The following is a 15,695-nucleotide window of genomic DNA, read 5'->3' as shown; positions in this document are numbered from 1 at the left end:
GGGGAACTGGACGCGCAGGAGGGACACGAGACCGTGAGGCAGCAGAATCGACGCGTGCTCGGCGTGGCCGCGCTCGGCCTTGGCGCGGTACTGGCGCTCGCGGGCTGCGGCGCCGGTCAGATCACCCAGACCGACACCCAGCTGCCCGCCGTCACCGGCGGCTTCGCCGATCTCGGCAAGCTCGCGGTCCGGGACGCGAAGCTGACCTTCCCCGGCGAGGCCGCGTATTACCCGGCCGGCGCCGACGCGCCGGTGGAACTGGTGGTGGCGAACAACGGCCCCGCCGACGACGAGCTCGTCGACGTGACCGCCGAAGGGGCCACGGACGCCGAGATCCAGGGCTTCAAGGCGGTTGTCGCGGGCAGCAAGCTGACCGTCAGCCCGATGGCGAGCCTGCCGCACGAGCACGAGCCGGCCCAGCCGAAGCCGGGTGCGCCGGCGCAGCCGCCGTCCGGTGCCCAGCAGCCGAACCAGCCGAGCGGCGCGAACCAGCCGAGTGGTTCGAACCAGCCCAGCGGTGCCAACCAGCCCAGCGGTGCCAACCAGCCCAGCGGTGCCAACCAGCCCAGTGGTTCGAACCAGCCGAGTGGCGCCAACCAGCCGAGCGGGGCGAACCAGCCGCCCGCCGGTTCGCAGGCACCGGTTCCGCCGCCCGCGGACGCGGTCGAGGAGCACCCGGTCGGGCATGCGGTGATCAACCTGCTCGGCCTCAAGGCGCCGATCTACCCGGGCCAGACCCTCAAGGTCACCCTCATCTTCCGCGACGCCGGTTCGGTCGTCGTCGACGTGCCGATCGCCAGCTCCACCCGGCCGCGCCTCGAGCACGGCGGCGAGGGTGAGCACGGTGCCGAGCACGGCGAGCAGGCCGCGCCGCCCGCCGGTGCCCCGCAGGAGCACGGCGCCCCGCCCGCTTCCCACGCCGGCCCGGTCGATGGCGAACACGGCAACCACGGCGGTTGAGCGCGAAACTGTCGTACCCGCTCACTAGCCTGACCGCTCGTGGCTAAGAAGAGCGGCACCTCGTACCGCTGCGGTGAATGCGGGTACGAGGCGGCCAAGTGGGTCGGCCGGTGCCCGGAGTGCCAGGCCTGGGGCACCATCGAGGAACGCGGTGACGCCCGCCCGGCGATCGCGCGGGTGGTCGCCGGGGCGCCCAGCGCGCCCGCGCGGCCGATCGGCCAGGTCGACGTCGAGGCCGCCAGGGCCCGCCAGACCGGGGTGCCCGAACTGGACCGCGTGCTCGGCGGGGGACTGGTGCCCGGCGCGGTCATCCTGCTCGCCGGCGAGCCCGGTGTCGGCAAGTCGACCCTGCTGCTCGAAGTCGCCTACCAGTGGGCGGCGGGGAAGACCGGCGAGCACCCGTCCCTGTACGTCACCGGCGAGGAGTCGGCGGGGCAGGTGCGCCTGCGCGCCGAACGCACCGGGAACGTGCACGAGCAGATGTTCCTCGCCGCGGAGAGCGATCTCGGCGCCATCATCGGCCACGTCGACGACGTGAAGCCCGGCGTGCTGATCGTCGACTCGGTCCAGACCATGTCGTCCCCGCAGGCCGAGGGCGCGCCCGGCGGGGTCACGCAGGTGCGGGCCGTCACCGCGGGGCTGGTCGCGCTGGCCAAGGAACGCGGGCTGCCGATCGTGCTGGTGGGGCACGTCACCAAGGAGGGCTCGATCGCCGGGCCGCGGGTGCTGGAGCACCTGGTGGACGTGGTGCTCCAGTTCGAGGGCGACCGCCACTCCACCCTGCGCATGGTGCGCGGGGTGAAGAACCGGTTCGGCGCCGCCGACGAGATCGGCTGCTTCGAACTGGGGGAGAACGGCATCGTCGGCGTGCCCGACCCGTCCGGGCTGTTCATGAACCGCACCACCGAGCCGGTGTCGGGGACCGCGATCACGGTGGCGATGGAGGGCAAGCGCCCGCTGATGAGCGAGGTGCAGTCGCTGGTCGCCGAGTCCACCCTGCCGCAGCCGCGCCGCGCGGTGAGCGGGCTGGACGCGTCCCGGGTGCAGATGGTGCTCGCGGTGATGGAGCGCCGGGCCGGGATGCAGCTGGCCAAGCGGGACGTCTTCCTGGCCACCGTCGGCGGCATGAAGATCACCGAGCCCGCGGTGGACCTCGCGCTGGTGCTGGCGATCGCGTCCTCGGTGGCCGACGTGGCGCTGTCGCCGCGGCTGGTCGCGGTCGGCGAGGTCGGCCTGGCCGGGGAGATCCGGCGCGTCTCGAACGTCGGCAAGCGCATCGCCGAAGCGGCTCGCCTCGGCTTCACGCACGCGCTGGTGCCGCCGGACTCGGGCAAGTTCCCGTCCGGCATCAGGGTGCTGGAAGTGGCCGATGTCGGCGTGGCCCTGTCCGCGGCGGAGCACGCTCGCGCCTAGCCCGCTCCCGGTCCGTGACGCTCGCCGCGCCCGGAGTCGGTGGCCCGAGCCCGAGCCCGAGCCCGCGCCCGAGCCGGTGCCGGTGCCGGTGCCCGAGCTGGGTGCTGGAGCCTGAGCCGATGGTCGGAGCCCGAGCCGGTGGCTAGAGCCCGAGCCGGTGCTGGAGCCGGTGGCTGATGGCTGGTGGCCGGAATCGGTAGCGGTGGCCAGAGCCGAGCCGGTGGTGGCGGCTCCGGCCGGGCACAAGGACGCTCGGCGGCGCCGGGGTATTTCGGGCCTGCCTGAAACCCCTTGTGCTCAGTTGCCCGCTTTCTCCAGGATGACCGCTATTCGACGGAAAATAACCGACGAAATAACTGGGGAAGGAGTAACAAGTGCAGCGTAGAGGTTTCTTCAGGGCGATCGTCGGGGTCGCCGCGGCTGGTGCGCTCGTCCTGCCGGGTGCCGCCTTCGCGGCGAACCCCGCGCCGGCGAACCCGGCACCCGCCGACGTCAACGTGGCCGGCGCCAAGTCGCTCAACGTGCAGTACCAGGTCCAGGAGACGGGGTACTGGTGCGGCCCGGCGGCGGCGCGGATCGCCATGTCCGCGCGCACCGGCACCCTGCCGTCCCAGGGTGACCTGGCCGCCCAGATGGGCACCACGGAGAACGGCACCGACCACATCAGCCAGATCGCGAACGCGCTCAACGCCAACCTCGGCACCACCTGGTACGAGGTCAAGGAGATGCCGAACGACCCGCCGACGCAGGCGCAGAAGGACCTGCTCTGGCAGGACATCGTCTACGACGTCGACAACGGCTACGCGGTGGTGGCCAACATCGTCGCCCCGCCCGACAACCACCCGCCGGGCTACCCGAACGAGACGATCTACCACTACTTCACCGTGATCGGCTACAACAGCGACAACATGACCGTGCACATCGCGGACTCGGCCAACTTCGGCGGCAACCAGATCTACTGGCTGTCCTTCGACCAGCTGGCCTCGCTGATCCCGCCGAAGGGATACGCGGCCTGATTTCCGCGCGACCACGGCGGGCGTTGACAGGAGTCACAATTTTCCGGACTATTTCTCCCGTGTGACGGAAACCAACCGCCAACGCACTGGGGAAGGAAACTCCGAAATGTTGAGACGAAGGCTTCTCGCTGTCCTCACCGCCGTGGTCGCCGGAATCAGCACCGCTCCCGCACTCGCCTACGCCGCCCCCGCGGCGCCGGCTTCCCGCCCGGCCGAAACGGCCGAGATCGACATTTCCCAGCTGCCCGCCGTCGTCGAACTCAACGTGCGGCACGAATGGCAGCAGACCGGCTACTGGTGCGGTCCGGCGGCGACCAGGATGGCGCTGTCCGCACGCATGGCCAACCCGCCGACGCAGGCCAGCCTGGCCCAGCAACTTCCCACGCACACCGGCGGAACCGACCACATCGGCCAGGTCACCAGGGTGCTCAACAACAACCTCGGCACCGGCTGGTACGAGACCAAGGAGATGCCCAACGACCCGCCGACGCAGGCCCAGCGCGACCTGCTCTGGCGCGACATCGTGCTGGACATCAACAACAATTACCCGATCGTGGCGAACATCGTCGCCCCGGCGAACAACCACCCGCCCGGCTACCCCAACTACACCGTTTACCACTACTTCACCGTGACCGGTTACAACAGTGACAACATGACGGTGAAGATCGCCGATTCAGCCGGTTTCAGCCAGGGCGTCTACTGGCTCACCTTCAACCAATTGGCGACGCTCATTCCGCCAAAGGGGTATTCCGCGTAGCACAGTTTCAGGCTGGGGTGAAATTGCTCGACAGCACCCGGGCGCCGTGGTTAGCTTCCGGCGAACTCCGGCGCCCGGGTTTTGTCGGTCCCCGCGCGTAAGCTCTCCCGCTGTGATCCGAACCACACAGGGAGGCATCTGATGGAAGCGCTGCTCGCGATCGGCACGCGCAAGGGGCTCTGGCTGGCGAGGAGCTCGAACTCGCGCGCCGACTGGACGGTCACCGGCCCGCACCTGCCGATGACCGACATCTACGCGCTGGCGATCGACACCCGCTCCGGATCGCCCCGCCTGCTCGCCGGGGTGACCAGTGAGCACTGGGGGCCGGGCGTGGCCACCAGCGACGACCTCGGCGCCACCTGGCAGGAGCCGGAGCGGGCGCCGATCGCCTTCCCGGAGGACACCGGCGCCGCGCTGGCGCGGGTCTGGCAGCTCACCCCCGCGCCCGAGCCGGACGTGGTCTACGCCGGGGTCGAGCCGTCCGCGTTGTTCCGCTCGGCCGACGGCGGCCGGTCCTTCGAGCTGGTCCGCGGCCTCTGGGACCACCCCCATCGTCCACAGTGGACGCCCGGGTTCGGCGGCATGGCCATCCACACCGTGCTGCCCCACCCGACCGAGCCGCAGCGGGTCACCGTGGCGATGTCCACCGGCGGCGTCTACGACACCACCGACGGCGGGGCCACCTGGAACCCGGCCAACCAGGGCATCCACGTCAAGTTCCTGCCGGAGGAGTACCCGGAGTTCGGCCAGTGCGTGCACAAGGTGGCGCGGCACCCGGCCCACCCGGACACGCTGTTCGCGCAGAACCACCACGGCGTCTACCGCAGCGACGACCACGCGAAGAGCTGGCAGTCGATCGCCGACGGGCTGCCGTCGGACTTCGGCTTCGCCATGGTGGTGCACCCGCACAAGCCCGAGGTGGTCTACAACTTCCCGCTGCAGGCCGACGAGCACCGCTTCCCGCCGGACGGCCGCTGCCGGGTGTACCGCAGCGAGGACGGCGGCGGCAGCTGGACCGAGCTGTCCGGCGGGCTGCCGGACAGCGGCTTCTACTCGGCGGTGCTGCGGGACGCGATGTGCGTGGACGACGCCGACCCGGCCGGGGTGTACTTCGGCTCGCGCTCCGGCGAGGTCTGGGCCAGCGCCGACGAGGGCGACAACTGGCAGCGCGTGGTCGAGCACCTGCCGGACGTGCTCTGCGTGCGGGCCGCGGTGATCTAGGTGGCCAAGGTCCACCTGCCGTCGATGCTGCGCCCGATCGCCGGCGACCAGACCGTGCTGGAGGTCGGCGGCGCCACCATCACCGCGGTGCTCGACGAGCTGCGTGCCCGCTACCCCGCGCTGGAACGGCGGCTGCGGGACGAGTCGGGCGCGCTGCGGCGGTACGTCAACTTCTACGTCGACGGCGAGGAGTGCCGCCGGCTCGCCGGTGCCGACACCCCGCTCTCCGCCGGTACCGAGCTGATGATCATCCCCTCGGTGGCCGGCGGCTGAGGCAGCGATGAGTTTTGCCGCCTGGCCGGGTCTGCCCCGGTACGAGCGGCAAAGCTCATCGCCACGAGGAGGCCACCATGGGCAGGCTCATCTGCGACATCACCGTTTCGGCGGACGGGTACTCGGCCGGGCTCGACCAGACCGAGGACCGCCCGTTCGGCACCGACGGCGGGGACGGCACGGGCGACCGCCTGCACGCCTGGATGTTCGACACACCGGACGAGAACCGGGCGGAGCTCGAGAGACTGGCGGCGGGCAGCGCGTTCATCATGGGGCGCAACATGTTCGGTCCCGTGCGCGGCGAGTGGGACCGGCCGTGGAACGGCTGGTGGGGCGAGGACCCGCCGTTCCACGCGCCGGTCTACGTGCTCACCGGGCACGCCCGCGAACCGCAGCCGATGCGGGGCGGCACCACCTACTACTTCGTCACCGACGGCATCGAGTCCGCGCTGGCGCGGGCCCGCGCGGCGGCCGGTGACGGCGACGTGCTGATCCTCGGCGGTGCGACCACCATCAACCAGTACCTCACCGCCGGGCTGGTCGACGAGCTGCGGTTGCACGTCGTGCCGTTCACGCTCGGCGCCGGGACCCGCCTGTTCGACGGGGTCCCGGCGCTGGAGCTGGCGCAGGTGGAGTCGCGGTCGGCGACCGCGATCACCCACCTGACCTATCGCGTCACTGGGCGAGCAGGTTCGCGCACCGGATGAGCCCGATGTGCGAGTACGCCTGCGGGTGGTTCCCCAGCGAGCGCTCGGCGATCGGGTCGTACTGCTCGGGCAGCAGACCGGTCGGGCCCGCGGCGTCGACCAGCTGCTCGAACAGCTCCTCGGCCTCGGTGCGGCGGCCGGTCAGCAGGTAGGCCTCGACCAGCCACGCGGCGCAGATGTGGAAGCCGCCCTCGCTGCCGGGCAGGCCGTCGTCGCGGTGGTAGCGGTAGACCGTGGAGCCGCTGCGCAGCTCGGCCTCGATCGCCGTCACGGTCGACTGGAACCGCTGGTCGCTGGGGTCGATCAGGCCGGTCAGCCCGACGAAGAGCGAGGCCGCGTCCAGGTCGGTGCCGTCGTAGGCGGTGGTGAACGCCTGCACCTCGTCGTTCCAGCCGTGCTCGAGCACGTCGGCGGCGATGGTGTCGCGCAGCTCCGGCCAGCCCGCCGGGATCTCCCGGTCGTAGATCTCGCCGAGCTTGATCGCGCGGTCGATGGTCACCCAGCCCATCACCCGGGAGTACACCCGGTGCCGCGGCACGTGGCGCTCCTCCCAGATGCCGTGGTCCGGCTCGTTCCAGCGCCGGGTGACCGCCTCGGCCATCGCCCGCACCATCTGCCAGTCCTGGTCGCGCAGCTCACCGCGCGTCTCGGCCAGGGTGACCACCAGCTCGACCACCGGGCCGAACACGTCCAGCTGCACCTGGTGGTTCGCCAGGTTGCCGACGCGGACCGGCCGCGAACCGGCGTAACCGGGCAGCGACTCGATCACCGCTTCGGCACCGATCACGCTGCCGGACAGGGTGTACAGCGGGTGGAGCCGCTCCGGGCCGGCCAGCGTGGCCAGCACCCCGTGCAGCCAGCGCAGGTAACCGTCGGCCTCGTCCAGCGAGCCGAGCGAGACCAGTTCGCGCACGGTCATCGCGGCGTCGCGGATCCAGCAGTAGCGGTAGTCCCAGTTGCGGACGCCGCCGATCTCCTCCGGCAGCGAGGTGGTCGCCGCCGCGAGCACGCCGCCGCTGTCGGTGTTGCACAGCCCGCGCAGGGTCAGCGCCGAGCGCGACACCAGTTCCGGCTGCACGGTCGGCACCTTCAGGGTGGCCGCCCAGTCGCTCCAGTACGCCCCGGCCCGGGCCCGGCGGTCCATTTCGGACAGTTCGTGCGGGCCGAGATCCGTGGTGCCGCAACGGAGTTCGAGGATCACCGGGCGCTCCGGGCGGGGCTCGACCAGCGCGACCGCGGTGTCGTGCATGCCGTCGGAGTTGATCTCCCAGCGCACGCCCGGCGCACGCAGCACGATCGGCTCCGAGGTGCCCAGCACCCGCAGCCCGTCCTCCTCGGTGACCAGGCGCACCGGCACGCCGCCGAATTCGGGCCGCGGCGCGAAGACCACCTGCGCCGCGGTCTCGCCGGAGATCACCCGGACGATGTCGGTGCGGTGCTGCGGGCTGTCCGGTTCGAGGTAGTCCGTGACCAGCAGCCGCGACCAGCGCGTCTCCACGGTCATCGTGTTCGGCAGGTAGCGCTGGCCCAGCGGCAGGCCGTTGCGGTGCGGTTTGATCGAGAAGTGGCCGGCCCCGGGGCCGCCGAGCAGGTCGGCGAACACCGCGGGCGCGTCGGGCCCGGGGTGGCACAGCCAGGTCAGCTTGGCGTCCGGGGTGAGCAGCGCGACCGAGCGCTCGCTGGCCAGCATGGAGATGCGCTCGATCGGCGGTGCCTGCTCGCCGTAGAGCCAGTGGCGCCGCTCTTCGAGCAGGAAGGCGAGCACGGTCGCCACGTCGACGGTGTCCGGAACCCGGTAGGCGGCAAGGCTTTCCCCGTCACCGACCTTGACCCCGAGGTCGGGGCCGGACAACCGGGCGAAGGCCTTTTCGTCGGTGACGTCGTCGCCGAGGAACACCGCGGCGGTGGCGTTCACCTGGTGGCGCAGGGTGTCCAGGGCCCGGCCCTTGTCCGTCTGCACCACCGCCAGCTCGACCACCTCCTTGCCGTCGGTGGTGGTCACCCCCGGCCAGGTGCATGGTCCATTGTGGACATCGGCGAGCACGCGGCGCCCGGCGTCGTACTCGGCGCGGCGCACGTGCACGGCGATGCTGGCCGGCTTCACTTCCAGGGAAACACCTGGAACATCGAGCACCAGCTGTTCCAGCTCGGTTTCGAGTCTGCGGTGCAGTTCGCGGGCCTTCGCGTCGAGCGCGTGCACAAAACCGATGTCGAACTCCGAGCCGTGGCTGCCCACCAGGTGGACTTCGGCCGGGAGCCGGGACAGCGTGGCGAGATCGCGCAGCGCGCGGCCGGAGATGACCGCGGTGGTGGTTTCGTGCAGGCCGGCAAGTGATCGCAGGGCACCGACCGATTCGGGAAGTGGGCGGGCCTCGTCCGGGTTGGACGTGATCGGAGCCAGCGTGCCGTCGTAGTCGCAGGCGACCAGCAAGCGCGGCGTCCGCGCGATCTGCACGATCGCACGCCGCAGCTCGGCGGGCAGGGCCTCGGCGGTCAACACTCCTCCTAGGAGCAAGTACGTGGGGTATGGGAGTTGGGAGAGTTTCTCAGGCGGAGGGCTCGGACCCGAGTGCTTCCAGGAACGAGCGCGCCCAGCGGTCGACGTCGTGGGTGAGGACCTGACGTCGAAGCGCGCGCATTCTCCGTCTTCCCTCGGCCGGGTCGAGCGTAATGGCAGCCGCCAAAGCGCTCTTAACCCCGTCGAGATCATGCGGGTTGACCAGGAAGGCGCTGCTCAACTCGGCGGCCGCGCCGGCGAACTCGGACAGCACCAGCGTGCCGCCGAGGTCGTGGCGGCAGGCCACGTACTCCTTGCACACCAGGTTCATGCCGTCCCGCAAGGGGGTCACCACCATCACGTCGGCGGCGGAGAAGAAGGCGGCCAGTTCCGTTCGGTCAACGGATTGGTGCAGATAGTGCACGACCGGGTGACCGACCCTGGCGAACTCCCCGTTGATCCGGCCGACCATCTGCTCGATCTCACCGCGCATGCGCTGGTAGTGCTCGACCCGTTCACGGCTCGGCGTGGCGAGCTGGATGAACGCCACGTCCTCCGGTTTGACGCGGTCCTCCTGCAGCAGTTCGTGGAAGGCCTGCAGGCGCAGATCGATGCCCTTGGTGTAGTCGAGGCGGTCAACCCCGAGCAGCACGGTCTTGGGATTGCCCAGGTCACGGCGGATTTCCGCAGCGCGCTCGGCGACCTTCCTGGTGCGCGCGAGGTTGTCCAGCCCGGCGGCGTCGATGGAGATCGGGAACGCGCCGACGCGCACGGTCCGGTCACCGACCTGGACCACACCGGGCCGCGACCGCACGCCGACCGCGCCGCGGCTGGGCTCCAGCCCGATCAGCTGGCGGGCCAGCCACAGGAAGTTCTGCGCACCACCCGGTCGGTGGAACCCGACCAGGTCGGCGCCGATCAGCCCGCGCACGATCTCCGCGCGCCACGGCAGCTGCATGAACAGCTCGACCGGCGGGAACGGGATGTGCAGGAAGAAGCCGATCCGCAGGTCGGGCCGGAGTTCGCGGAGCATGCTGGGGACCAGTTGCAGCTGGTAGTCCTGCACCCAGACGACCGCGCCCTGGCCGGCCACCTTCGCGCTGGCCTCGGCGAACCGGCGGTTGACCTTGACGTAGCTGTCCCACCACGACCGGTCGAACACCGGCCGGGCGACCACGTCGTGGTAGAGGGGCCACAGCGTGGCGTTGGAGAAGCCTTCGTAGTAGTCGGCCACCTCGTCGGAACTGAGCGTGACCGGGTGCAGCACCAAGCCGTCGTCGGAGAACTCGTCGACCTCCACGTCCGGCACGCCCGGCCAGCCGACCCAGGCGCCCTTGCGCGAGCGGAGGAACGGTTCGAGCGCGGACACGAGCCCGCCGGGGCTCGCCGTCCAGCGCTGCGTCCCGTCGGCGGAGCGGTCGAGGTCCACCGGCAACCGGTTGGCCACCACGACGAATTCGGCGGCCGTGCTGACAGGCTCGGTCATGCACCGCAGACTATCGCGCCCCGCGCGGCGGGGACCGGGCGAGAACGTGAGACATGTCCCGCCCGATCACCCGGCTTGCGGTTTCGTGTGGGTGCCACCGGGAGTAATTCGTGGGTATCGGCGGATCCAGGTTTCCGCCGGGCGTGCCGCGCCGAGGCCCTCGTACCGAGTCGTACTCGGGCCTTGACGCGGTGCGGCCAGCGGGAAGCTGGGCCGTCGAGACCCCGAATTACTCCCGGTGGTGACCACTCAGTCCAGGCGGCCGGACTTGGGCCGCAGCGGGCCCGCCATCCGGGGGCCGGCCAGCTTCCGTTCGAGCCTGCCCAGGCCGGTGCGCACCGGCTGCGCGAAGTACTCGCCGAGCACCACGCCCGCGGCCAGCGCCAGGCCGACCGCCACCGCGGTCATCAGCGTGCCCAGCTCACCGCCCGGCGACACGCCCATCTCGTACAGCCCGCGGTAGGTGGACAACCCCGGCAGCAACGGCGTGATCCCGGAGACCGCGATGACCAGCGGGGTCTCCTTCAACCGCCGGGCCAGCACCCCGCCGGAGAAACCGACCAGCGTGGCCGCGACCGCGGAGGCGGTGATCTGGTCCGCGCCGAACAGGCCGAGCACGCCGTACCCGAGGCTGCCGACCGCGCCCGCCGCGGCGGCGATCAGCAGCGACCGCAGCCGCGAGTAGCTCGCCAGGGCGAAGCAGGCGGCCGCGCCGGCCCCGGCGATCACCATGATCGGCAGGTCGAGCGCGGTGCTGTTGTACACCGCGGGCGGCGGGGTCTTCTGCACGATGGCGAACAGCGGCGCGGTGTTCAGCGCGAGCGCCACCCCGGTGATCAGCCCGGCGGACATCATCGCCACCTCGGTGGTGCGCCCGGCGGCGGTGACGTTGTACCCGGTGATCGCGTCCTGCACCGCGGACACCGTGCTCAGCCCGGACAGCAGCACGGTGATCGCCGCGGCGACCACGATGGTGGGTCTCTCGATCGGCAGCCAGCTCGTGTTGACCACCAGCACCGCGGCCAGCGTCGCGACGAACCCGCCGACCACCTGCTGGAAGAAGAACGGCAGGGCGAACCGGTTGAGCAGCCTGCCCACCCGGTCGATCACCGAGCTGATCACGAAGGCGATCAGCGCGGTCGCCCAGTCGCCGCCGATCAGCAGGGAGATGAACGCGGCCATGCCGCCCCAGGCCAGGGTGGAGATCCAGCGGGGGTACGGGTGCGGCCGGGTGGTGATCACCTGCAGTTCGGTGTAGGCGTCCTCGGCGCTGACGCGGCCGCGGGTGATCCGCTGCACCAGGCTCTCGGTGTCGGTGAGGCGGCTGTAGTCCAGGCCGCGGGCCCGCACCACGCGCAGCGCGGTCACCGGCGAGAGCTCGGAACCGCGGTGGCAGGTCACCGTGATCGAGGTGAAGATGACGTCGACCTCGCAGTGCGGCAGGCCGAGTGCCGAGGTCAGCGCCAGGATGGTGGCGGTGACGTCCGAGGCGCCCGCGCCGCTGGCCATCTGCACCTCGCCGATGCGCAGGGCGAGGTCGAGCACGAAGTTGACCCTGGCGTCGTCCGGCAGGGCGGGCCCGATCGCGCTGTCCTGCGCGACCGCCGGCTGCTCGCCGGTGTCCGCCTCGAGGATCTGCCAGGCCCGGCTGCGCGGCTCGGAACCGCGTTCGACCCGGCGGCCGGATCTGCGCGGTCGCTCGTTCGCCGGCGCCTCCAGAAGCTGCCAACCGCGTTTGCGGTCCGCCGCCCGGCCACGCTGGTTGATCTTCATCTACCCGTCCACCTCCCTGGTCATTCCCGGGGACCATCGACGTTGGAGGTCTGACCGTTGCATGATCGGAACAGTGGCGTCCACCACGTTCCGCGCGTTGGTTATGGATCACCCGAACCGGGTATTCCCGCCGGGTCACGGCGACCCCGCGAAGGAGCACTGGATGGCCCTGGGCGACGAGGAACTGACCTTCGGCGTCGAGGAGGAGTTCTTCCTGGTCGACGCGGACGGGCAGCTGGTCCCGAGCGGGCCCGAGGTGGTGCGCGGGACCGCTGAGCACGGCGGCGAGTTGCAGCAGGAGCTGATCAGTTCGCAGGTGGAGACCGCCACCGTGGTGTGCCGGACGGCGGAGGAGCTGCTCGGCAACCTGACCAAGCTGCGGGACGACCTGGCGGGCAGTGCGCACGAGCGCGGGCTGCGGTTGCTGCCGAGCGGCACCCCGTTGCTGCCGGAGGCCTCGCACCAGATCACCCGGAAGCCGCGTTACCGGCGGATGGCCGACCAGTTCGGCGCGATCGCCCGATCGAGTGCCACCTGCGGGTGTCACGTGCACATCGGCGTAGCCGATCGCGAGACGGCGGTCCGGGTCAGCAACCACACCAGGGCGTGGCTGCCGGTGCTGCTGGCGCTCACCGCGAATTCGCCGTTCGATGGCGGGGCGGTGACCGGGTACCGCAGCTGGCGGCACGTGCTGTGGTCGCGCTGGCCGTCGGCGGGGCCGCCGCCGATGTTCGTGTCGCTGGAGCACTACGAGAACAGCGTGGCGGCGATGCTGCGCAGCGGCGCGATGATGGACCGGGCGATGCTGTACTGGGACGTCCGGTTGTCCGAAAACCAGCCGACGCTGGAGTTCCGGATCTGCGACGTGGCGGCGTCAGCGGCGGAGGCCACCCTGGCGGCGGTGCTGATCCGGGGGTTGGTGACCCTCGCGCTGCGCGACATCGAGGCCGACCGGACACCGGTGAGCACGCCGGACGAGGTGCTGCGGGCGAACCTGTGGCGCACCGCGCGCGACGGGCTCAGCGGTTCGTGCCTGCACCCGGAGAGCGGTGAACTGGTGCCGATCTGGACGGTCGTGGACGAGCTGGCGGCGAACCTGCGCTCGACGCTGACCGCTACGGGGGATCTGGAGTTCGCGTCGGAGCAGCTGGCGCGCCTGCGGTCCACCGGCGGCGGAGCGGACCGGCAGCTGGCCGCGTACCGCAGGCGGAGCCGCCTGACCGACGTCCTGGACGAGCAGTGCGTGTGACATCTATATACTCCGGAGCACAGGCCGACATAGCTCAGTTGGTAGAGCAGCTGTCTTGTAAACAGCAGGTCAGGGGTTCGAGTCCCCTTGTCGGCTCTCTGTTGTTGGCCATGCCTCCGGCATGGCGGGCGAGGTCGCTTGGGATCCGGTCACTGGGCTGGGCAGCGCCATGCCGCTGGGCGGCCTGTCGCCGCCCAGCCCAGTGACCGGCGCGACCTCGCGGTGGTGCGGATGTTCGTTGGGGAGACCCGGTGCGACCTCGCGGGTGTGCGCTGGGGTGATCGGCGCGGCTCGGGGGTGTCTGGGTCAGGGGGTCAGGGTGGTGACCTGGTCCTCCGGGAGGTCGATGCCCAGTGACTGCAGGGTTTTGTGCAGGTCACCTGGGGTGATCGTCCGTTTTGTCTGGTCGCCGCCGGCGTGTTCCGTGGTGAGGGTGTCGCCGACCAGGCGGGTGCTCAGGTGGTCACCTCGCGTCATCGCGACCAGCTGCCCGCTGAACGGCGACTTCGGGTTTGTCGCGATGTAGTGGTTCGACACGTCGTAGTCGATCTGGTGCTGGGGCAGGTCGTCGGTGGCGTGCAGGCGCGTCCAGCCCTCGGGCTCCCGGCGCCACAGGATCCACAGTGGACCTTCGCGGGTGATCCGGTGCGGCCAGCCGTTCTGGTCCTGCTCGTGCCCGTCGACCAGGGGCATCGGGGTGACCAAGCCGGTACCGAAGCCGACGTCGGCGAGGTGGTCGATGCCCGCCACCCGCACCAGCACGACCATGTGGGTCCGGGGCCCGTTCTTGTCGGGCTGCACCCGCGCCATCCGGCGCCGCACGTCGAAGCCGAGCAGCTCCAGCGCCGCGGCGAACAGCAGGCCGTGCTCGTAGCAGTACCCCCCGCGTCGTCGGTGGACCAGCTTGTCGGCGATCACTTTCAACCGCAGCCCGGGATGTGGACCGAGGAGCACGTCGAGGTTCTCGAACGGGATGGACCGCACGTGCGCCTCGTGCAGCGACCGCAACGCCGCCGCCGACGGCTCGACGCGCGCGTGCCCGATGCGCGCCAGGTAGGCGTCGAGGTCCAGATCCTCCAGCTGCCATTCACTCATTGCGCCTGTCCCTTCAGTAGCCAGCGCGAGACCGGGATTTCGAACAGCACCCGAGCACCACCGCCCTCGAACGGGGTGGTGATGTCCCAGCCGTACTTGGCCTGGAAGGCGTCGACCACGGCGCCGGGGAAGGGGCGGATGTGGATCTTCGCCGAACCCTCGGCGACCACCGGGTGGTCACCGTGCTCCAGCGCGATCGACACCCGCGGGTCGGCCGCTATGTTGCGCGCCTTCACCGAACGCTCGCTCGCGCACACCCACCAGGTCTCGTCCAGTACCACGAACCACACCGGCGTCAGGTGCGGCGAACCGTCCGGGCGGAGCGTGCTCAGCCAGGCGTTCTCGGTGCTGTCCATGCCGCGATGCTGCACCCTCGACCACACTGGAGGTCTAGAGGCGAGTGGCCGTCCCGCTGACCGAGATGCCGCCGTCCGCCGGGATGTCCACCAGCAACAGGCTCGGCCTGCCCATGTCCTCGCCCTGGTGGATGCGGATCCGGCCGGTGGTGCCCTGCTCGCGCAGGTAGGCACCGAACGCCGCCGCGGCGGCGCCGGTCGCCGGGTCCTCGTAGACGCCGCCCGGCGGGAACGGGTCCCTGGCGTGGTAACCGTCCGGGCCGGACCAAACCAGTTGCACGGTGGTCCAGTCCTCCCGCGCCATCAACGCGCCGAGCGCCTCGAAGTCGTAGTCCAGCGCGGCCAGGCGTTCCCGGGACGACACCGCCAGCACCAGGTGGTGGTTACCGGCGAAGCCCACTCGCGGCGGCAGCGCCGGGTCCAAATCGGACGCGTCCCAGCGCAGCGCCGCCAGTGCCTCGCCCAACACGGAAGGAGTCACCTCCCGCACGGACGGCGTGACGCTGGTCAACGTCGCGAGCAGCTTGCCGTCCTCGTGCCGCGTCTCCACCGCGACCTCACCCGCCGCGGTCCGCAGGGCCAGCGTCCCGACGCCGAACCGCTCCGCGTGCGCGACCGCCGTCGCGATCGTGGCGTGCCCGCAGAACGCGACCTCGGCCAGCGGGCTGAAGTACCGGATCCGGTTCCCCGGGAACAGGAACGCCGTCTCGGAGTACCCGAGTTCCGCGGCGATCTCCAGCATCCGCGCCTCGTCCAGGCCCTCGGCGTCCAGCACCACGCCCGCCGGGTTGCCCCCTTCACCGTCTACGTCGAAGGCCGTGTACCGCTCGATGTTCGTCATGCGTCCAGCCTGCGGCCACACCTGCCATCATGTCCAACGATGACTTCCGAT

14 protein-coding genes and 1 tRNA gene are annotated in these 15,695 nt (G+C 70.9%); 9 read left to right on the top strand and 6 right to left on the bottom strand.

The genetic code is table 11. The features are described from left to right. Positions 1 to 33: 33 nt before the first annotated feature. The 7 genes from JYK18_RS09055 to JYK18_RS09025 all read left to right on the top strand — a co-directional run bounded on the left by JYK18_RS09055 (position 34) and on the right by JYK18_RS09025 (position 6,347). Positions 34 to 960: a hypothetical protein gene (locus tag JYK18_RS09055; RefSeq protein ID WP_206801661.1), complete on the top strand. Its 927-nt coding sequence runs from the start codon at positions 34 to 36 to the stop codon at positions 958 to 960. A 39-nt stretch (positions 961 to 999) separates the two neighbouring features. Beyond that, the gene (gene radA, locus JYK18_RS09050) at positions 1,000 to 2,373 is read left to right on the top strand and encodes a DNA repair protein RadA (RefSeq protein ID WP_206801660.1); all 1,374 of its coding nucleotides are present in this window, start codon (positions 1,000 to 1,002) and stop codon (positions 2,371 to 2,373) included. Between the two features lie 374 nt (positions 2,374 to 2,747). Continuing rightward, positions 2,748 to 3,389 carry a C39 family peptidase gene (locus tag JYK18_RS09045; RefSeq protein WP_206801659.1) on the top strand — a complete coding sequence of 214 codons (642 nt, stop codon included), beginning with the start codon at positions 2,748 to 2,750 and terminating at the stop codon, positions 3,387 to 3,389. 106 nt (positions 3,390 to 3,495) lie between these two features. Further along, positions 3,496 to 4,146 (top strand): C39 family peptidase, encoded by a 651-nt coding sequence (locus tag JYK18_RS09040; RefSeq protein WP_206801658.1) that lies wholly within the window; start codon positions 3,496 to 3,498, stop codon positions 4,144 to 4,146. 141 nt (positions 4,147 to 4,287) lie between these two features. Then, positions 4,288 to 5,367 (top strand): exo-alpha-sialidase, encoded by a 1,080-nt coding sequence (locus tag JYK18_RS09035; RefSeq protein ID WP_206801657.1) that lies wholly within the window; start codon positions 4,288 to 4,290, stop codon positions 5,365 to 5,367. Further along, positions 5,368 to 5,640 (top strand): ubiquitin-like small modifier protein 1, encoded by a 273-nt coding sequence (locus JYK18_RS09030; RefSeq protein ID WP_307795833.1) that lies wholly within the window; start codon positions 5,368 to 5,370, stop codon positions 5,638 to 5,640. It abuts the gene before it with no gap. Between the two features lie 77 nt (positions 5,641 to 5,717). Then, on the top strand, positions 5,718 to 6,347 hold the full coding sequence (locus JYK18_RS09025; protein WP_206801656.1) for a dihydrofolate reductase family protein: 630 nt from the start codon (positions 5,718 to 5,720) through the stop codon (positions 6,345 to 6,347). Here the strand turns inward: JYK18_RS09025 and otsB are convergent. The 3 genes from otsB to JYK18_RS09010 all read right to left on the bottom strand — a co-directional run bounded on the left by otsB (position 6,316) and on the right by JYK18_RS09010 (position 12,103). Then, on the bottom strand, positions 6,316 to 8,844 hold the full coding sequence (gene otsB, locus JYK18_RS09020) for a trehalose-phosphatase (protein WP_206801655.1): 2,529 nt from the start codon (positions 8,842 to 8,844) through the stop codon (positions 6,316 to 6,318). The genes JYK18_RS09025 and otsB overlap by 32 nt on opposite strands. A 49-nt stretch (positions 8,845 to 8,893) precedes the next feature. Further along, positions 8,894 to 10,330 carry a trehalose-6-phosphate synthase gene (locus JYK18_RS09015; protein ID WP_206801654.1) on the bottom strand — a complete coding sequence of 479 codons (1,437 nt, stop codon included), beginning with the start codon at positions 10,328 to 10,330 and terminating at the stop codon, positions 8,894 to 8,896. Between the two features lie 249 nt (positions 10,331 to 10,579). Beyond that, positions 10,580 to 12,103: a threonine/serine exporter ThrE family protein gene (locus JYK18_RS09010; protein WP_206801653.1), complete on the bottom strand. Its 1,524-nt coding sequence runs from the start codon at positions 12,101 to 12,103 to the stop codon at positions 10,580 to 10,582. Positions 12,104 to 12,266: 163 nt separating this feature from the next. On the opposite strand from JYK18_RS09010, the gene JYK18_RS09005 reads away from it, so the two are divergent. Together JYK18_RS09005 and JYK18_RS09000 are read left to right on the top strand one after the other, a co-directional pair. Next, a complete protein-coding gene (locus JYK18_RS09005) occupies positions 12,267 to 13,352 on the top strand; it encodes a glutamate--cysteine ligase (protein ID WP_206801652.1) in 1,086 nt (361 codons plus the stop codon). Positions 13,353 to 13,375: 23 nt separating this feature from the next. Then, a tRNA-Thr gene (locus tag JYK18_RS09000) sits at positions 13,376 to 13,448 on the top strand. 210 nt (positions 13,449 to 13,658) lie between these two features. Here the strand turns inward: JYK18_RS09000 and JYK18_RS08995 are convergent. Genes JYK18_RS08995 through JYK18_RS08985 form a run of 3 tightly spaced genes read right to left on the bottom strand, consistent with a single transcriptional unit; the run spans position 13,659 to position 15,644 of the window. Continuing rightward, positions 13,659 to 14,447: an arylamine N-acetyltransferase gene (locus tag JYK18_RS08995; RefSeq protein WP_206801651.1), complete on the bottom strand. Its 789-nt coding sequence runs from the start codon at positions 14,445 to 14,447 to the stop codon at positions 13,659 to 13,661. Further along, positions 14,444 to 14,803, bottom strand: a complete 360-nt coding sequence (locus tag JYK18_RS08990) for a pyridoxamine 5'-phosphate oxidase family protein (protein WP_206801650.1) — start codon at positions 14,801 to 14,803, stop codon at positions 14,444 to 14,446. Before JYK18_RS08990 ends, JYK18_RS08995 begins: the two co-directional genes overlap by 4 nt. 34 nt (positions 14,804 to 14,837) lie before the next feature. Further along, positions 14,838 to 15,644 carry a PhzF family phenazine biosynthesis protein gene (locus tag JYK18_RS08985; protein ID WP_206801649.1) on the bottom strand — a complete coding sequence of 269 codons (807 nt, stop codon included), beginning with the start codon at positions 15,642 to 15,644 and terminating at the stop codon, positions 14,838 to 14,840. Positions 15,645 to 15,695 lie beyond the last annotated feature (51 nt).

The organism is Amycolatopsis sp. 195334CR (assembly GCF_017309385.1).
GTDB lineage: Bacteria > Actinomycetota > Actinomycetes > Mycobacteriales > Pseudonocardiaceae > Amycolatopsis.
Note: the sequence above shows the minus strand (reverse complement) of the source record. Positions and strands in the feature narration are given on the sequence as shown.

Bases quoted from the DNA above. Each gene is read 5' to 3' on its own strand.
- JYK18_RS09040 (WP_206801658.1), top strand. From the start codon at position 3,496: ATGTTGAGACGAAGGCTTCTCGCTGTCCTCACCGCCGTGGTCGCCGGA.
- JYK18_RS09035 (WP_206801657.1), top strand. From the start codon at position 4,288: ATGGAAGCGCTGCTCGCGATCGGCACGCGCAAGGGGCTCTGGCTGGCG.
- JYK18_RS09025 (WP_206801656.1), top strand. From the start codon at position 5,718: ATGGGCAGGCTCATCTGCGACATCACCGTTTCGGCGGACGGGTACTCG.
- JYK18_RS09015 (WP_206801654.1), bottom strand. From the start codon at position 10,330: ATGACCGAGCCTGTCAGCACGGCCGCCGAATTCGTCGTGGTGGCCAAC.
- JYK18_RS09010 (WP_206801653.1), bottom strand. From the start codon at position 12,103: ATGAAGATCAACCAGCGTGGCCGGGCGGCGGACCGCAAACGCGGTTGG.
- JYK18_RS09005 (WP_206801652.1), top strand. From the start codon at position 12,267: ATGGCCCTGGGCGACGAGGAACTGACCTTCGGCGTCGAGGAGGAGTTC.
- JYK18_RS08995 (WP_206801651.1), bottom strand. From the start codon at position 14,447: ATGAGTGAATGGCAGCTGGAGGATCTGGACCTCGACGCCTACCTGGCG.
- JYK18_RS08990 (WP_206801650.1), bottom strand. From the start codon at position 14,803: ATGGACAGCACCGAGAACGCCTGGCTGAGCACGCTCCGCCCGGACGGT.
- JYK18_RS08985 (WP_206801649.1), bottom strand. From the start codon at position 15,644: ATGACGAACATCGAGCGGTACACGGCCTTCGACGTAGACGGTGAAGGG.